This is a genomic window from Rhodobacter calidifons (assembly GCF_011174775.1).
Classification (GTDB): Bacteria; Pseudomonadota; Alphaproteobacteria; order Rhodobacterales; family Rhodobacteraceae; genus Tabrizicola; species Tabrizicola calidifons.
In genome coordinates this window covers 1-14,681 of the sequence record NZ_JAANHS010000010.1, presented here as the reverse complement: position 1 = coordinate 14,681, position 14,681 = coordinate 1, and the positions used below count along the sequence as shown (strand labels likewise).

At 67.5% G+C, this 14,681-nt stretch carries 10 protein-coding genes and 2 tRNA genes; 4 read left to right on the top strand and 8 right to left on the bottom strand.

Annotation, left to right across the window (positions count from 1 at the left end; all coding sequences use genetic code 11):
• Position 1: 1 nt before the first annotated feature.
• The 6 genes from G8O29_RS13100 to tgt all read right to left on the bottom strand — a co-directional run bounded on the left by G8O29_RS13100 (position 2) and on the right by tgt (position 5,977).
• A complete protein-coding gene (locus G8O29_RS13100) occupies positions 2 to 1,303 on the bottom strand; it encodes an efflux RND transporter periplasmic adaptor subunit (RefSeq protein ID WP_367890177.1) in 1,302 nt (433 codons plus the stop codon).
• Positions 1,304 to 1,435: 132 nt separating this feature from the next.
• Positions 1,436 to 1,511, bottom strand: a tRNA-Val gene (locus tag G8O29_RS13095).
• A gap of 133 nt (positions 1,512 to 1,644) precedes the next feature.
• Positions 1,645 to 1,719 (bottom strand) — tRNA-Val (locus G8O29_RS13090).
• A 26-nt stretch (positions 1,720 to 1,745) separates the two neighbouring features.
• Positions 1,746 to 2,147 (bottom strand): HU family DNA-binding protein, encoded by a 402-nt coding sequence (locus G8O29_RS13085; RefSeq protein ID WP_166403680.1) that lies wholly within the window; start codon positions 2,145 to 2,147, stop codon positions 1,746 to 1,748.
• A gap of 127 nt (positions 2,148 to 2,274) precedes the next feature.
• The gene (gene lon, locus G8O29_RS13080; RefSeq protein ID WP_166403679.1) at positions 2,275 to 4,671 is read right to left on the bottom strand and encodes an endopeptidase La; all 2,397 of its coding nucleotides are present in this window, start codon (positions 4,669 to 4,671) and stop codon (positions 2,275 to 2,277) included.
• 175 nt (positions 4,672 to 4,846) lie between these two features.
• The gene (gene tgt / locus G8O29_RS13075) at positions 4,847 to 5,977 is read right to left on the bottom strand and encodes a tRNA guanosine(34) transglycosylase Tgt (RefSeq protein WP_166403678.1); all 1,131 of its coding nucleotides are present in this window, start codon (positions 5,975 to 5,977) and stop codon (positions 4,847 to 4,849) included.
• Between the two features lie 156 nt (positions 5,978 to 6,133).
• Between tgt and G8O29_RS13070 the strand changes: the two genes are divergently transcribed.
• Genes G8O29_RS13070 through G8O29_RS13060 form a run of 3 tightly spaced genes read left to right on the top strand, consistent with a single transcriptional unit; the run spans position 6,134 to position 11,302 of the window.
• Positions 6,134 to 6,751 carry a TetR/AcrR family transcriptional regulator gene (locus tag G8O29_RS13070; RefSeq protein ID WP_166403677.1) on the top strand — a complete coding sequence of 206 codons (618 nt, stop codon included), beginning with the start codon at positions 6,134 to 6,136 and terminating at the stop codon, positions 6,749 to 6,751.
• A gap of 4 nt (positions 6,752 to 6,755) precedes the next feature.
• On the top strand, positions 6,756 to 7,961 hold the full coding sequence (locus tag G8O29_RS13065; RefSeq protein ID WP_166403676.1) for an efflux RND transporter periplasmic adaptor subunit: 1,206 nt from the start codon (positions 6,756 to 6,758) through the stop codon (positions 7,959 to 7,961).
• An 11-nt stretch (positions 7,962 to 7,972) separates the two neighbouring features.
• A complete protein-coding gene (locus G8O29_RS13060) occupies positions 7,973 to 11,302 on the top strand; it encodes an efflux RND transporter permease subunit (protein ID WP_166403675.1) in 3,330 nt (1,109 codons plus the stop codon).
• A 1-nt stretch (position 11,303) separates the two neighbouring features.
• Here the strand turns inward: G8O29_RS13060 and G8O29_RS13055 are convergent, their stop codons facing one another.
• Complete coding sequence (locus G8O29_RS13055) at positions 11,304 to 11,930, bottom strand: TetR/AcrR family transcriptional regulator (RefSeq protein ID WP_166403674.1); 627 nt, start codon at positions 11,928 to 11,930, stop codon at positions 11,304 to 11,306.
• 131 nt (positions 11,931 to 12,061) lie between these two features.
• Between G8O29_RS13055 and G8O29_RS13050 the strand changes: the two genes are divergently transcribed.
• Positions 12,062 to 14,086, top strand: coding sequence for an NADH:flavin oxidoreductase (locus G8O29_RS13050; RefSeq protein ID WP_166403673.1), 2,025 nt, complete (start codon positions 12,062 to 12,064; stop codon positions 14,084 to 14,086).
• On the opposite strand, the gene G8O29_RS13045 is transcribed toward G8O29_RS13050, so the two are convergent.
• Positions 14,083 to 14,490 (bottom strand): Fur family transcriptional regulator, encoded by a 408-nt coding sequence (locus G8O29_RS13045; protein ID WP_166403672.1) that lies wholly within the window; start codon positions 14,488 to 14,490, stop codon positions 14,083 to 14,085. The two genes, G8O29_RS13050 and G8O29_RS13045, sit on opposite strands and share 4 nt — an antisense overlap.
• Positions 14,491 to 14,681: the final 191 nt, after the last annotated feature.

Genomic DNA, 14,681 nt, shown 5'->3' with positions numbered 1-14,681 from the left:
CTCAGCCGCCCGTGGTCTGGTCGATGATGACCCGGTCCCCCTCGGCCAGGCCCTCGGCGGTGATGGCCGTCATCCGGCCATCGGTGACGCCGGGCTGCACCGGAAGCTCGACCGGCACGCCCTCGCGCAGGATCCAGACCGATCGGCCACCAGAGCCGCCCCGGGTCAGCGAAGGCTGCGAGGACCGGCCCGGCATGATCATCCCCACCAGCCCACGGCCCGAGGCGCCGCCGCTGTCCTCGGATGCGCGCGGAGGTTCATAGCGCAAGGCCGCGTTCGGCACCCGCAGCACGTCCGTCTCGACCGTGACTGCGATGGTCGCGGTGGCGGTCATGCCGGGCCGCAAGAGGCCATCCTTGTTGTCCACGGTCAGGATCGCCTTGTAGGTCACCACGCCGTCGGTCGTTTCGGGCGCATAGCGGATGGTGGTGATCGTGGCCGGAAAGCGGCGGTCGGGGTAGGCATCGACGGTGAATTCGGCACTGTTGCCCACCGCGACGCGGCCGATGTCGGCCTCGTCCACATCGACCCGCAGTTCCATCCGCGACAGATCCTCGGCCAGGGTGAAAAGGACCGGCGCGTTCAGCGAGGCGGCGACGATCTGGCCGGGTTCGGCCGCGCGGTTCAGCACCACCCCGGAAATGGGCGAACGGATGACGGCCTTGCGAAGGTCGTTCTCGGCCTCGGACAGCCGTGCCCGGGCCAGCGCCACATCGGCCAAGGCCGCCTCTACCGCCGCGCGCGCGCGGTCCCGCGCCACTTCCGAGGCGATCAGCTTCAGCCGCGTGCTCTGGCCGCGCCGGTCCAGTTCCAACTGGGACTCGTGGTTCGCTTCGGCCTCGCGCGCCGCCGCCTCGGCCTGCTTGCGGTTCGCCTCGGCCGCCTGCACCTGTGCCCTGGCGGTCTGCACGGCCTCGCCGAGGTTGGTGTCATCCAGCCGGGCCAGCACCTGGCCCACCTCGACCCGGTCGTTGAAATCGACCATTACCTCGGCCAGCGCCCCGGACAGTTCGGACGAGACATCGACCTGCGTCGTGGGCTGGACCGATCCGGTGGCGGTCACGGTCACGATGATGTCGCCCCGGGTGACCTCGGCGGTGGAATAGCGGATGCTGCGCGAGGCTTGCGACCAGGACAACCAGGCCCAGGCGCCAAGCCCCGCAAGCAGGGCCAGGACCAGCGTCACCCAGATCCAGCGCCGCCGCGCCGGGCGCCGGGTCAGGATCCGCTGCATCTCGACCGCCGGATCGACCGCGGGTCTGGTCTCCGTCGTGCCGCCCTTGGCGCCGCTGCCATCTGCCACTGCCGTCTCCTTGCCAGCGCCCCGCCGTCCCCGGCGATCCGACGCGGCGCGTGTTCCCGCACAAAGGGACCAAACCCTGTAACTAACGTCGCCGGCCGGAACTTCCGTCGCACTGTCGAGAATGTGACCGGATGGTGGGCGGTGAGGGATTCGAACCCCCGACATTCTCGGTGTAAGCGAGACGCTCTACCAGCTGAGCTAACCGCCCCCTTTCGGTCCCTACCCTGCCCGCCACCACCTGGCAAGCCCTTCCCCTGGCAAGCGCCCTGTCCGGCAAGCCCCGCAAGCCCCGGCCCAGCAAATGCAAAGGCGCGCCGTACTGGCGCGCCTTTGTCATTGAATGGTGGGCGATAACGGATTTGAACCGCTGACATCTTCGATGTGAACGAAGCGCTCTACCGCTGAGCTAATCGCCCGAATTCAGAACCTTGTGCCCGGCCTTTTAGCCATCCTCTCCGTCATCCGCAAGGGCCAATCCCGCCGCTTTGGCGCCATCCGCACGACGGAGTTTCACCGTCAGCGCCGGTCCCTTGTTCTTGACCACGCGCAGCTTGCCAAGCGGCGGCACGGTCAGGGCCCTGCCCCTGGCAAGCGCCTCGCCCAGGGCGGCCAGCGTCGCTTCGACGGTCTTCTTCACCTCGGGCTTCCTGCCGCCCGTGGCCGCCGACACGCTGTCAACCAGGTCCTTCAGCTTCATCGCGCCACCCAGCGCCTCGGGCGCGGCGGTCTCGACCACCTTCAGCGCCGGCGTCACGGCCTTCTCCGCCGGTTCCGGGGCCGGAGCCTTCGCGGGCTTGTCCGCTTTTGCGGCGCTCTTCTTGCTGTCCTTCGGTGTCCGGGGCATCATCGTGTCCTTCGATATCCATGGGTCGCGGACGATAAAGCGGGTTCGGCCTCGGGGCCAGTCGATTCCCCGGCGAAAGCAGAAAGGCGCGCCCGGCCGGACGCGCCTTCCCCAGGGTTCGCTGCCGTCAGTGCGCGGTCTGGCTGGCCGGAACCGCTGCCGCGGCCCGTGCTGCCGCCGCCGCCTCTTCTGCCGCCTCGTCCCATTCCACAGGCTCCGGCTGGCGCACCAGCGCCTGGGCCAGGACCTCGCGGACATGGCTGACGGGGATGATCTTCAGCCCCTGCTTCACGTTCTCGGGGATTTCCGCCAGGTCCTTGGCGTTTTCCTCGGGAATGAAGACCGTCTTGATCCCCCCGCGCAGCGCGGCCAGCAGCTTCTCCTTCAGCCCGCCGATGGGCATGGCATTGCCGCGCAAGCTGACCTCGCCGGTCATGGCGATATCCTTGCGCACCGGGATCCCGGTCAGCACCGAGACGATGGAGGTCACCATCGCCAGACCGGCCGAGGGTCCGTCCTTCGGCGTCGCGCCATCGGGGACGTGGACGTGAATGTCGATCGTGTCGAACTTCGGCGGCTTGACCCCGATCTGGGGCGCGATCGACCGGACATAGCTTGCCGCCGCGTCGATCGATTCCTTCATCACATCGCCCAGTTTCCCGGTCGTCTTCATCCGGCCCTTGCCCGGCAGCTTCAGCGCCTCGATATGCAGAAGATCCCCGCCGACACTGGTCCAGGCCAGTCCCGTCACCACGCCGACCTGATCTTCCTTCTCGGCCAGCCCGTAGCGGTGCTTCTGGACGCCCAGATATTCCTCGACCTTGGCCGGATCGACCTCGACCTTTTTGGCCTTGCCCTTCAGGATGTCGGTCACGGCCTTGCGGGCCAGCTTGGCGATCTCGCGTTCCAGGTTCCGCACGCCCGCCTCGCGGGTGTAGTAGCGGATGACATGGTTCAGCGCGTCATCGCTGACGCTGAACTCGCCCTTCTTCAGACCGTTGGCCTTGATCTGCTTGGGCAGCAGGTGCTGTCTGGCGATCTCGCGCTTTTCGTCCTCGGTGTAACCGGCCAGCGGGATGATCTCCATCCGGTCCATCAGCGGCCCCGGCATGTTGTAGGAGTTAGCCGTGGTGATGAACATCACGTTGGACAGGTCGTATTCCACCTCGAGATAGTGATCGACGAAGGTCGAGTTCTGTTCGGGGTCCAGCACCTCCAGCAGCGCGCTGGCCGGGTCGCCCCGGAAGTCCTGGCCCATCTTGTCGATCTCATCCAAGAGGATCAGCGGGTTGGTCGTCTTGGCCTTCTTCAGCGACTGGATGATCTTGCCGGGCATCGAGCCGATATAGGTCCGCCGGTGCCCGCGGATTTCGCTTTCATCCCGCACGCCGCCAAGGCTGATGCGGATGAACTCGCGCCCCGTGGCCTTGGCCACCGACCGGCCCAGCGAGGTCTTGCCCACGCCCGGAGGGCCGACAAGGCACAGGATCGGACCCTTCAGCTTGGTCGAGCGCGCCTGAACCGCCAGATATTCGACGATCCGCTCCTTGACCTTTTCCAGCCCGTAGTGATCGGCGTCCAGCACCTTCTGCGCGGCGCCCAGGTCCTTCTTGACGCGCGACTTCACGCCCCAGGGCACGCCCAGCAGCCAGTCGAGGTAGTTGCGCACCACCGTCGCCTCGGCCGACATCGGCGACATCGACTTCAGCTTCTTCAGCTCGGCCTCGGCCTTTTCCTTGGCCTCCTTGGACAGGGCGGTCTTCTTGATCCGCTCCTCCAGCTCGTTGATCTCGGACTGGCCGTCCTCGCCATCGCCGAGTTCGCGCTGAATGGCCTTCATCTGCTCATTCAGATAGTACTCGCGCTGGGTCTTCTCCATCTGGGTTTTCACCCGGGACTTGATCTTCTTTTCCACCTGAAGGACGGAAAGCTCGCCCTGCATGTGGCCGTAGACCTTTTCCAGCCGTTCGGCGATGTCCAGCGTTTCCAGGATCGCCTGTTTCTGCGCCACATCCACGCCCAGATGGCCCGCCACGAGATCCGCCAGCCGTGCGGGTTCGCGCGTGTCGGACACGGCGGCCAGCGCCTCTTCGGGGATGTTCTTCTTGACCTTCGCGTAGCGTTCGAATTCCTCGCTGACCGCGCGGACCAGCGCCTCGACGGCCGTGGGATCGCCCTCGGTCTCGACCAGAATCTCGGCCGTGGCTTCGAAGAAGGCCGGGTTATCGACAAAGCCGGTGATCTTCACGCGCGATTTGCCCTCGACCAGCACCTTCACGGTGCCGTCGGGCAGTTTCAGCAGTTGCAGTACATTGGCCAGAACGCCCACACGGAAGATGCCGTCGGTCTGCGGATCGTCCGCAGTCGGGTCCTTCTGCGAGGACAGCAAGATCTGCTTGTCGTCCTGCATCACCTCTTCCAGCGCGCGGACCGATTTCTCGCGGCCCACGAACAAGGGCACGATCATGTGGGGAAACACCACGATGTCGCGCAGGGGCAGGACGGGATAGCTTTGGGTGCTCATGTGTTTACCTTCACTCGCGGCAGCGTCACGGGGCCCCGACCATCGGCAACCCGGCCCGCTCCGCCTCTTAGATGCGTTAACTTGTGGTCCCCGGCGGGGGGATTCAAGTTCAAGTTCGGTTCGGCAGAGTGAACCTCTGCGTGAACAGGTGCAAGGCGGGAATGTCCGGCCTTCTTCACAGCGGCTCGATGTCCCCCGCGGCGCGCGCGGCGTGAAAGTCGGCCACGAAAGCCGCAAGCCGGCCCTGCGCGATCGCGTCCCGCAGGCCCTGCATCAGCACCTGATAATAATGCAGGTTGTGCCAGGTCAGCAGCATCGAGCCGATGATCTCGTCAGCCTTCACCACATGGTGCAGGTAGGCGCGGGAGTAGCTGCGACAGGCCGGGCACTGGCAGCCGTCCTCCAGCGGGCGCGGGTCGTCCCTGTGCCGGGCGTTGCGCAGGTTCACCTGCCCCCGTGCCGTCCAGGCCTGCCCCGTCCGGCCCGACCGCGAGGGCAGCACGCAGTCCATCATGTCGATACCGCGTTCCACCGCGCCCACGATGTCGTCGGGCTTGCCCACCCCCATCAGATAGCGCGGCTTGTCGGCGGGCAGGAACCCCGGCGCATAGTCCAGCACACCGAACATCGCCTCCTGCCCCTCGCCCACCGCAAGGCCGCCCACGGCATAGCCGTCAAAGCCGATGGACTTCAGCGCCTCGGCCGATTCCTCGCGCAGCTCGCGCGTCACACCGCCCTGCATGATCCCGAACAGCGCATGGCCCGGCCGGTCGCCGAAGGCGTCGCGCGACCGTTGCGCCCAGCGCATCGACAGACGCATCGACCTGGCCACCTCGGCCTCGGTCGCGGGCAGCGCCGGGCATTCGTCGAAGCACATCACGATGTCGGACCCCAAGAGGCGCTGGATCTCCATGCTGCGTTCGGGCGTCAGCATGTGTTTCGAGCCGTCCAGATGCGAGGAGAACCGCACCCCTTCCTCGGTCAGCTTGCGCAGCGGTCCCAGCGACATGACCTGAAACCCGCCCGAATCCGTCAGGATCGGTTTCGGCCAGTTCATGAACCGGTGCAACCCGCCAAGGGCCGCCACCCGTTCGGCCCCCGGCCGCAGCATCAGGTGATAGGTGTTGCCCAGAAGGATGTCGGCCCCCGTCGCCGCCACGCTTTCGGGCAGCATCGCCTTGACCGTTCCCGCCGTGCCCACCGGCATGAAGGCCGGGGTGCGAATCTCTCCCCTCGGGGTGGAAATCACCCCGGTCCGCGCCGCACCATCGGTCGCAGTCACGCTGAAACTGATGCCCGTCGCCATGGCCCGCGCCCCCTTGCTGCGGCTTCCTTGGGCCAAATTCCGGAAAAAGTGAACCCCGACCCATCCGATTTGCCCAACGCCCCGTATTACCGCTTGACCTTCGCGACGATCTCGCTATCTGCGGTGAATGAACGTTCATTCCCAAGCCCAATGCCGATGCCGCCCCTGACACAGCCCGTCCCCGCAGCCGAGGAACGCAGCCACGAGATCCTGGCTTCGATCCGTCAGGCCTTTGCCGAGAAGGGCTTTGACGGTGCCTCGATGCAGGACCTTGCCCGCGCGGCGGGGATGAGCGTCGGCAACTTCTACCGCTACTTCCCCTCGAAGGCGGCCATCGTCCAGGCGATGTGCGGCTATGACCTGGCCGAGATCCAGGGCGAATTCGCCGAGATCCAGACCTCGGACCGGCCCATGGCCTGCCTGCGCGAGCGGATCCTGAACCAATTCTCGGAAGACTCGCAGAAGGATGGCCAGCTCTGGGCCGAGATCACCGCCGCGGCCATCCGCAAACCGGAAATCGGCGAGGCAGCACGGCAGATGGAAGAGACCATCGTGTCGCTGCTGACAGCGATCTTTGCCCAGGCGACCGGTCGCCCCGTCGCCGAAGCCCGCCTGCGCTATGAAGGCCAGTGCCAGATGCTGGTCATGCTGGTGAAGGCCATGGCGACCCGCACCGCGCAATGCGGACCGGCAAGCCCCGCACTCGCCGCCCAGGTGGTGGCGGTGATCGACCGCATCCTGACCGAAATCTCCAACGACAAAGCGGAAGGCTAAGCCCATGCGACCCACCCTGTTTCTTGCCGCCGCCCTGACGCTCGCCAGCCCCGCGCTGCCCGCGCTGGCCGAAGGTGCCGCCGCGGCCGAGGCGGCTTCGGCGCCGGCCGCCGCGCAGTCCCTGCCCGCCATCACCGTGGTCGAGGTCGCGCCGCGGCGCCTGTCGGACCGGATCATCGCCTCGGGCCTGATCGCCGCGGTCGAAGAGGTGCAGGTCGCGCCTCTGGTCGAAGGGCAGCCGCTGGACCGCCTGCTGGCCGATGTCGGCGACATGGTGGCCGAGGGGCAGGTGCTGGCCGTCCTGTCGCGGACCACGCTTGAACTGCAACGGTCCGAAGTCGCCGCCTCGCTGGCCGCCGCGCGCTCGGCCATCGCGCAGGCCGAGGCGCAGCTGGTCGAGGCCGAGACCGCCGCCGCCGAAGCCGGACGGGCGGTCGAGCGCACCGCAAGGCTGCGGCAAAGCGGGACCGTGCCGCAGGCGACCTGGGACACGGTGCAGGCCAATGCCACGGCGGCCAATGCCCGGGTGACCGTGGCCCGCCAGGGGCTGGAAGCGGCCCGCGCTCAGCTGGCCCTGGCCCAGGCGCGGCTGGAGAATGTGGACCTGATGCTGTCGCGGACCGAGGTGAAGGCCCCCGTCGCGGGCAAGATCGTGGCCCGCAACGCCAGAATCGGTGCAATTGCCACCGCGGCCGGGCAGCCGATGTTCGTGATCGTGCGGGACGCGGCGCTGGAGTTGCGCGCCGACGTGGCCGAGACCGACATCCAGCGCCTTGCCCCGGGCCAGAAGGCGCGGCTTCGCGCGGTCGGCATGGCGGGCACGCTGGAGGGAACGGTGCGGCTGGTCGAGCCCGCCATCGACCCGGTCACCCGGCTGGGCCGGGCGCGGATCGCAGTCGATCCGGCAGGAGGTCCGGCGGGCGAACTGCGCACCGGCATGTTCGTCGAGGCCGAGATCCTGGCCGCCGAGCGCGAGGCCCTGGCCGTTCCCGTCACCGCCATCGGATCTTCGCCCGAAGGCAGCAGCGTGATGCGGGTCCGCGATGGCGTGGTCGAGCGGGTCGCGGTCACCACCGGCATCCGCGACGGCGGGCTGGTCGAGATCACATCGGGCCTCGCGGCCGGCGACCGGGTGGTGCTGAAGGCGGGCGCCTTCGTTCGCGCGGGCGACCGGATCAACCCGGTCCTCGCCCCCGCACCCGGCAACTAAGGAGCACGGCAATGAACTTCTCGGCCTGGTCGATCCGCAATCCCGTCGCGCCGCTGCTGGCGTTCTTCCTGTTCATGGTGCTGGGCTGGCAAAGCTTCAACAGCCTGCCGATCACCCGTTTCCCGAACATCGACGTGCCGCTGGTTGCCGTCACCGTGGCGCAATCGGGTGCGGCGCCCTCCGAGATGGAAAGCCAGGTCACCAAGGAGATCGAGGACGCCGTGGCCGGTCTGACCGGGGCAAAGCGCGTCACCTCGACCGTGACCGACGGCCTGTCCACCACGGTCGTCGAATTCCGCATGGAGGTGCCGACCGACAAGGCCGTGCAGGACGTGAAGGATGCCGTGGACCAGATCCGCGGCGACCTGCCGGGCGGGATCGAGGCCCCCATCGTCAGCCGGATCGACGTCGAGGGCCAGGCGATCATGACCTTCGCCGTCGTCGCGCCCGACATGTCGATGGAAGAGATCAGCTGGTTCGTGGACGACACCGTGACGCGCGCGCTTCAGGGCCGGCCGGGCATCGGCCGCGTGACGCGCGTCGGCGGTGCAGACCGCGAGATCCGGGTCGAACTCGACCCGGTGCGGATGGACAGCTACGGCGTCACCGCCCAGGCGGTCAGCGCGCAGATCGCGGCGACCAACGTCAACCTCGGCGCCGGCCGGCTGCGGCTGGGCGAGGGCGAACAGGTGATCCGCACCCTGGGCGACAGCGGCACGGTCGAGACCTTGGCCAACACCACCATCGCCTTGCCCTCTGGCCGGTTCGCCAGGCTGTCCGACCTGGGCCAGGTCATCGACAGCTACGAGGAACTGAAAAGCTTTTCCCGCATCGACGGCGAGCCCGGGGTCGCCTTTCTGGTGTTCCGCGCCAAGGGGGCGTCCGAGGTCAGCGTGGCCGAATTGACCAACCAGGTCGTCGAGGACCTGCGCCGGCAGCATCCGAACGTCACAATCACCATGGTGGACGATTCGGTCTTCTACACTTACGGCAACTACGAATCCGCCATCCACACCCTGCTGGAGGGCGCGCTGCTGGCCGTGCTGGTGGTGCTGGCCTTCCTGCGCAACTGGCGTGCGACGCTGATTGCCGCGGTCGCGCTGCCCCTGTCCGCCGTGCCGACCTTCTGGCTGATGGACATGCTGGGCTTCTCGCTGAACCTGGTCAGCTTCCTGGCGCTGACGCTGGCCACCGGGATCCTGGTCGATGATGCCATCGTGGAAATCGAGAACATCGCCCGGCATATGCGCATGGGCAAGACCCCCTTCCGCGCCGCGATCGACGCGGCCGACGAGATCGGGCTGGCCGTCATCGCCACCAGCGCGACCATCGTCGCGGTCTTCGTGCCGGTCAGCTTCATGCCCGGCATACCGGGCCAGTATTTCCGCCAGTTCGGCTTGACCGTGGCCATTGCCGTCCTGTTCTCGCTGGCCGTGGCGCGGCTCATCACACCGATGATGGCGGCCTATCTGATGCGGGCCAAGGACGCCGCGGTCGGCCATGGCGAGGGGCATCGCGACGGCCTTTTCATGCGCTTCTATCTCTGGCTGGTGCGCGGAACGACCCGAGTCCGGCGGTCGAAGCGCTGGCCCTGGCTGGTCCTGCCGACCTACTACGTCACCCTGTCTGCGGCCGTCGTCCTGGTGATCTTCTCGGTCTTCGCCATGTTGCAGGTGCCCGGCAGCCTCTTCCCGCCCGAGGACGAAAGCCGCATCGTCGCCTCGGTCGAACTGCCGCCGGGATCGACGCTGGACGACACCGCCGCCACGACCGACGCCATGCGCGACCTGGTCAAGGACATCGACGGGGCGAAATCCGTCCTGGTGATCGGCGGCTCGACCCCGCTGGGCGACCGCGACATCCGCCGCGCGACCTTCACCATCATCCTCGACCGGCTGGACAACGGGCTGGAGCGCAAGCTGATCGACCTGGGCCGCGCCCTGCCCGTCATCGGCAGCCTGATCCCCGAAATCCCCTCCGAAGGCCGTCTGCGCCCGCAGCACGAGATCGAGGCCGAGGTGTTCGAGGTCCTGAAATCCGTCCCCGACGTGCGCGCCTTCAAGATCGGCGGCCCCGGCGGCGGCTCGCGGCCCTTTGCCTTCGACATCCTGTCCACCGACGAGGACGACCTGAACGAGGCGGTGCGCCGGATCGAAGAGGCGCTGCGCGACGAACCGATGTTCCTCAGCCCCTCGACCGAAGCCGCCCTGCCCCGCCCGGAAATCCAGATCACGCCCAAGGCCGACGAGGCCGCCCGGCTGGGCGTCACCGTGCAGCAGATCGCCAGCGTCGTGCGCGTGGCCACCATCGGCGATGTCTCGGCGGCCCTGGGCAAGCTGTCGATCGACAACCGGCTGGTGCCGATCCGGGTGCAGCTGGAAGAAGCCTCGCGCGACAATCTCGCCCGCATCGCGGCCCTGAAGGTGATGAGCTCGGCCGGTCCGGTGCCGCTGTCGGCCGTGGCCACGGTCGAGGTCGCCGAAGGCCCCTCGGTGGTCAAGCGGCTGAACCGCCAGCGCGTGGCCACGCTGGGCGCCGACATCGCGCCGGGCTATGTGCTGGACCAGGCCACCGAACGGTTCAACGAGATCCTGCCGACGCTGAACCTGCCCGCGACGGTCCGCGTGACGCCCTCGGGCGATGCCGAGATCCAGGCCGAACTGGTGGGCAGTTTCGTCAACGCGATGGTGCTGGGCGTCCTGCTGATGATGTTCGTGCTGATCCTGTTGTTCCACTCGGTCCTGCAACCGCTGACGATCATCTTCTCGCTGCTCCTGTCGGTCGGCGGGGTGGCGGCGGCGCTGATCCTGACGCAGAACCCGCTGTCGATGCCGGTGCTGATCGGCATCCTGATGCTGATGGGCATTGTCGCCAAGAACGCGATCCTGCTGATCGACTTCGCCATCGAGATGCGCGACCGTGGCATGCAGCGGATCGAGGCGGTGATCGAGGCCGGGCACAAGCGCGCCCAGCCCATCGTGATGACCTCGATCGCCATGTCGGCGGGCATGCTGCCCTCGGCGCTTGGGGTGGGCGAAGGCGGGGCCTTCCGTTCGCCCATGGCGATTGCGGTGATCGGCGGGATCATCGTCTCGACGGTCCTCAGCCTGGTCGTCGTGCCGTCGATGTATCTGGCGATGGACGACCTGTCACGGTTCCTCTCGTGGATCCTGGGTCGGTTCATCGGCAAGAAGGAAGTTGAACGCGAGGCCCCCGACCCGCTGGCCCTCGCCGACGCCCTGGCGCGCAATCAGGTGGACGTGGCGGTCTTGCAGAACCGGATTTCGGTGCTGGAATCCGCCTTGGCCCGCAGCGCGCCCAAGCCGCACGCGGCGGAATAGGTCAGCCCGCGGGCAGGTGACGCCGGCGGAACGCCTCGGCCTCTGCGGGGGTCGGGGCGACGCCGCAGAAGGTCAGCACATAGGCCGGAACCCGGCGCAGGCGGACCTCCAGGCTTTCCTCGGACCGCAGCGCGATATAGCCGACCTGGGTCAGATACAGCGTCCGCGCCCGGGTATCGGCCTCGGTCTCGTCATAGCCGAAGCGCCGGAACAGGCCGGTGATCGCGGCGATGCGGGTCGCGTCGGCCTCGGCCATGGCCCGGGCTACGGCAGGATCGGTCAGCGACCAGGTGCGCATGGCGAATTCCAGCCGACTGTCGAACAGGGTGCTGTCATACCAGCAGTCGAAAAGGTTCAGCATCGCCTCGGCAATCGTCGCGGCCGGCATCTCGCAGCGCGCCACCAGGCTGCCGGTGTTCCTGGCCTGCCAGCGTTCCACCAGACCGGCAAGCAGCGCCTCGCGGTCGGGGAAATGCCAGTAGAAGCTGGTTCTGGACAGGCCCAGCCGGTTGGCCAGCGGCATGACCTTCACCGCCTCGACCCCGCCCTCGACCAGCAGCGTGTAGGCCGCTTCCAGCCACAGGTCCGGGGTGCCCCGCCAGCCGCGCTCCGGTTGTTCCATCGTCATGCCGCCACCCTAGGCCCGGGCCGATCCGGAATACAAGACCGCAAGAACTCGACATATGTGTCGAGTTTCGGCTTGTCCTGCACCTGGCTCCGCACTAGCATCGCGGTATCTTCCTTCAGCGGGCCGCCAAGATGTCGAACGATCCCCTTCTCCAGCCCTACCGGCTGAAGCACCTGACGCTGCGCAACCGGATCATGACCACCAGCCACGAACCGGCCTATGGCGAGGACGGGATGCCCAAGGATCGCTACCGGCTGTATCATCTGGAACGCGCGAAGGCCGGGGTGGCGATGGTGATGACGGCGGGCTCGGCCAGCGTCAGCCGCGACAGCCCGCCGGTCTTTTCCAACCTTCTGGTCTGGAAGGACGAGATCGTGCCCTGGATGAAGCGGCTGGTGGACGACTGCCACGCGGCGGGCGCCGCCGTGATGATCCAGCTGTCCCATCTCGGGCGCCGCACGCGCTGGGACAAGGGCGACTGGCTGCCCGTCGTCTCCTCGACCCACGAACGCGAACCGGCGCACCGGGCGACGCCAAAGCCGGCCGAGGACTGGGACATCGCCCGCATCCTCCGCGACTATGCCGATGCCGCCGAACGGATGAAGGAGGCCGGGGTGGACGGGATCGAGTTCCTGTGCCACGGCCATCTGCTGGATCAGTTCATGTCGCCGCTGACCAACATCCTGCCCCCGCCCTATGGCGGCAGCCTGGAGAACCGCGCGCGGCTGACGCTCGAGATGCTGGCGGCCGTCCGGGCGCGGGTGGGGCCCGAAATCATCCTCGGGCTTCGCTACGGTGTGGACGAGATGGAGCCGGGCGGGATCGACATCGAGGAGGGCGTGGCGCTTGGCCGGATGTTCCGCGACAGCGGGATGGTGGACTATCTGAACGTCAACCGCAGCCGGATCCACACCGATCCGGCGATGACCGACATGATCCCGGTGCAGGGCATGCGATCCGCCCCGCATCTGGACTTCGCGGGCCGGATCAAGGCCGAGGTCGGGATGCCGGTGCTGCATGCCTCGCGCATCCCCGACGTGGCGACGGCCCGGCATGCTGTGGCGACGGGTCAGGTCGATATGGTGGGGATGACGCGGGCGCATATGGCCGACCCGCATATCGTGCGCAAGATCGTCGAGGGCCGCGAGGACGACATCCGCCCCTGCGTCGGTGCGACCTACTGCCTTGACCGGATCTATCAGGGAGGGATGGCGCTGTGCATCCACAACCCCTCGACGGGCCGCGAGGCGACGCAGCCGCATCAGATCGAACCGGCGCCGGAGAAGAAGAAGGTCGTCGTCGTAGGGGCCGGGCCTGCGGGGCTTGAAGCCGCGCGCGTGGCGCGCGAGCGGGGACATTCCGTGGTGGTGTTCGAGGCGGCCGGACAGGCGGGCGGACAGGTCCGGCTGACCGCGCAGTCGAAGCGGCGGGCCGAGATGATCGGGATCATCGACTGGCGCATGGCCCAGTGCAAGCGGCTGGGGGTGGAGTTCCGCTTCAACACGTGGGCCGAGGCCTCGGATGTGCTGGCCGAAAGCCCCGACGTGGTAGTCATCGCCACGGGGGGGATGCCCACCACGGGGCTTCTGGCCGAGGGGAACGATCTGGTCGTCACCTCCTGGGACATCCTGTCGGGCGATGCGAAGCCGGGGACGAACGTGCTGATCTACGACGACGCGGGCGACCACGCCGCGTTGCAGGCTGCACAGCTGATCGCCGAGGCCGGGGGACGGGTCGAGGTGATGACGCGCGACCGGACCTTCTCGCCGGAAGTGATGGGGATGAACCTCGTGCCCTACATGCGGGCCTTGCAGGACAAGGATGTGACCTTCACGGTGACTTACAGACTGGACGCCGTGCGCCGGGCGGGGAACCAGCTTCTGGCGGTGATCGGGTCGGATTACATGAAGCTGGGCAGGACGCAGGTCCATGACCAGGTGGTCGTCAACGGCGGGACGCAGCCTCTTGCCGACCTCTATTTCGACCTGAAGCCAGCCTCGGGGAACGGGGGGGCGGTGGACTATGACGCGCTCATCGACGGGGGGCCGCAGCCTGCCGTGGACGGGTTCCGGCTCTACCGGATCGGCGACGCAGTCGAGGCGCGGAACACCCATGCGGCGATCTACGATGCGCTGCGGCTGGTGCGGACGGTCTAGGTCCGCTTGCGGCAGTAGAGTTCCATCCGGTGGTGGACGATCTCGTAACCCAGCTCGGCGGCGATCTGGCGCTGGAGGTCCTCGATCTTCTCCGACCGGAATTCGGTGATCTCTCCGGTGTCGAGGTCGATGATGTGGTCGTGGTGGGGGGTGTCCGCCACCTCATACCGCGCGCCGCCGTTTTCCAGCGCAAGCCGCAGCACCACCCCTTCGCGTTCCAGGACCGAGAGGGTGCGATAGACGGTGGCCAAGGACAGGCTGTCGTCGATGGTCCTCGCCCGGCGGTGAAGTTCGGCTGCGTCGGGGTGGTCGGAGGCCTCGGTCAGGACCTTGAGCAGCGCCTCGCGCTGGCGGGTCACGCGCACGCCGGTCTCACGCAGGGCCTGTTTCGGGGTCGGTTTCATGGGATGCGATGGTAGCGGGGGGGCGCGGTGCGGTCAAACGCTTGGGCTGCGCCGCGCGCGGCGCTTTGGTCCTGCCAAGGGATTCCAAGGGGTTAGGCGCGGGTGTTAGGGTGGGGTTAACTCAAGTTCCAAGTGCAACGGTTGTTGGTGTTTTTTCGAGTTCCTCGGCGAGGGCCTGTGCTGGTGTTTTC

Coding starts and splice junctions, on each gene's coding strand:
- G8O29_RS13050 (WP_166403673.1), top strand. CDS start 12,062: ATGTCGAACGATCCCCTTCTCCAGCCCTACCGGCTGAAGCACCTGACG.
- G8O29_RS13070 (WP_166403677.1), top strand. CDS start 6,134: ATGCCGCCCCTGACACAGCCCGTCCCCGCAGCCGAGGAACGCAGCCAC.
- G8O29_RS13060 (WP_166403675.1), top strand. CDS start 7,973: ATGAACTTCTCGGCCTGGTCGATCCGCAATCCCGTCGCGCCGCTGCTG.
- G8O29_RS13045 (WP_166403672.1), bottom strand. CDS start 14,490: ATGAAACCGACCCCGAAACAGGCCCTGCGTGAGACCGGCGTGCGCGTG.
- G8O29_RS13065 (WP_166403676.1), top strand. CDS start 6,756: ATGCGACCCACCCTGTTTCTTGCCGCCGCCCTGACGCTCGCCAGCCCC.
- G8O29_RS13085 (WP_166403680.1), bottom strand. CDS start 2,147: ATGCCCCGGACACCGAAGGACAGCAAGAAGAGCGCCGCAAAAGCGGAC.
- tgt (WP_166403678.1), bottom strand. CDS start 5,977: ATGGCGACGGGCATCAGTTTCAGCGTGACTGCGACCGATGGTGCGGCG.
- lon (WP_166403679.1), bottom strand. CDS start 4,671: ATGAGCACCCAAAGCTATCCCGTCCTGCCCCTGCGCGACATCGTGGTG.
- G8O29_RS13055 (WP_166403674.1), bottom strand. CDS start 11,930: ATGACGATGGAACAACCGGAGCGCGGCTGGCGGGGCACCCCGGACCTG.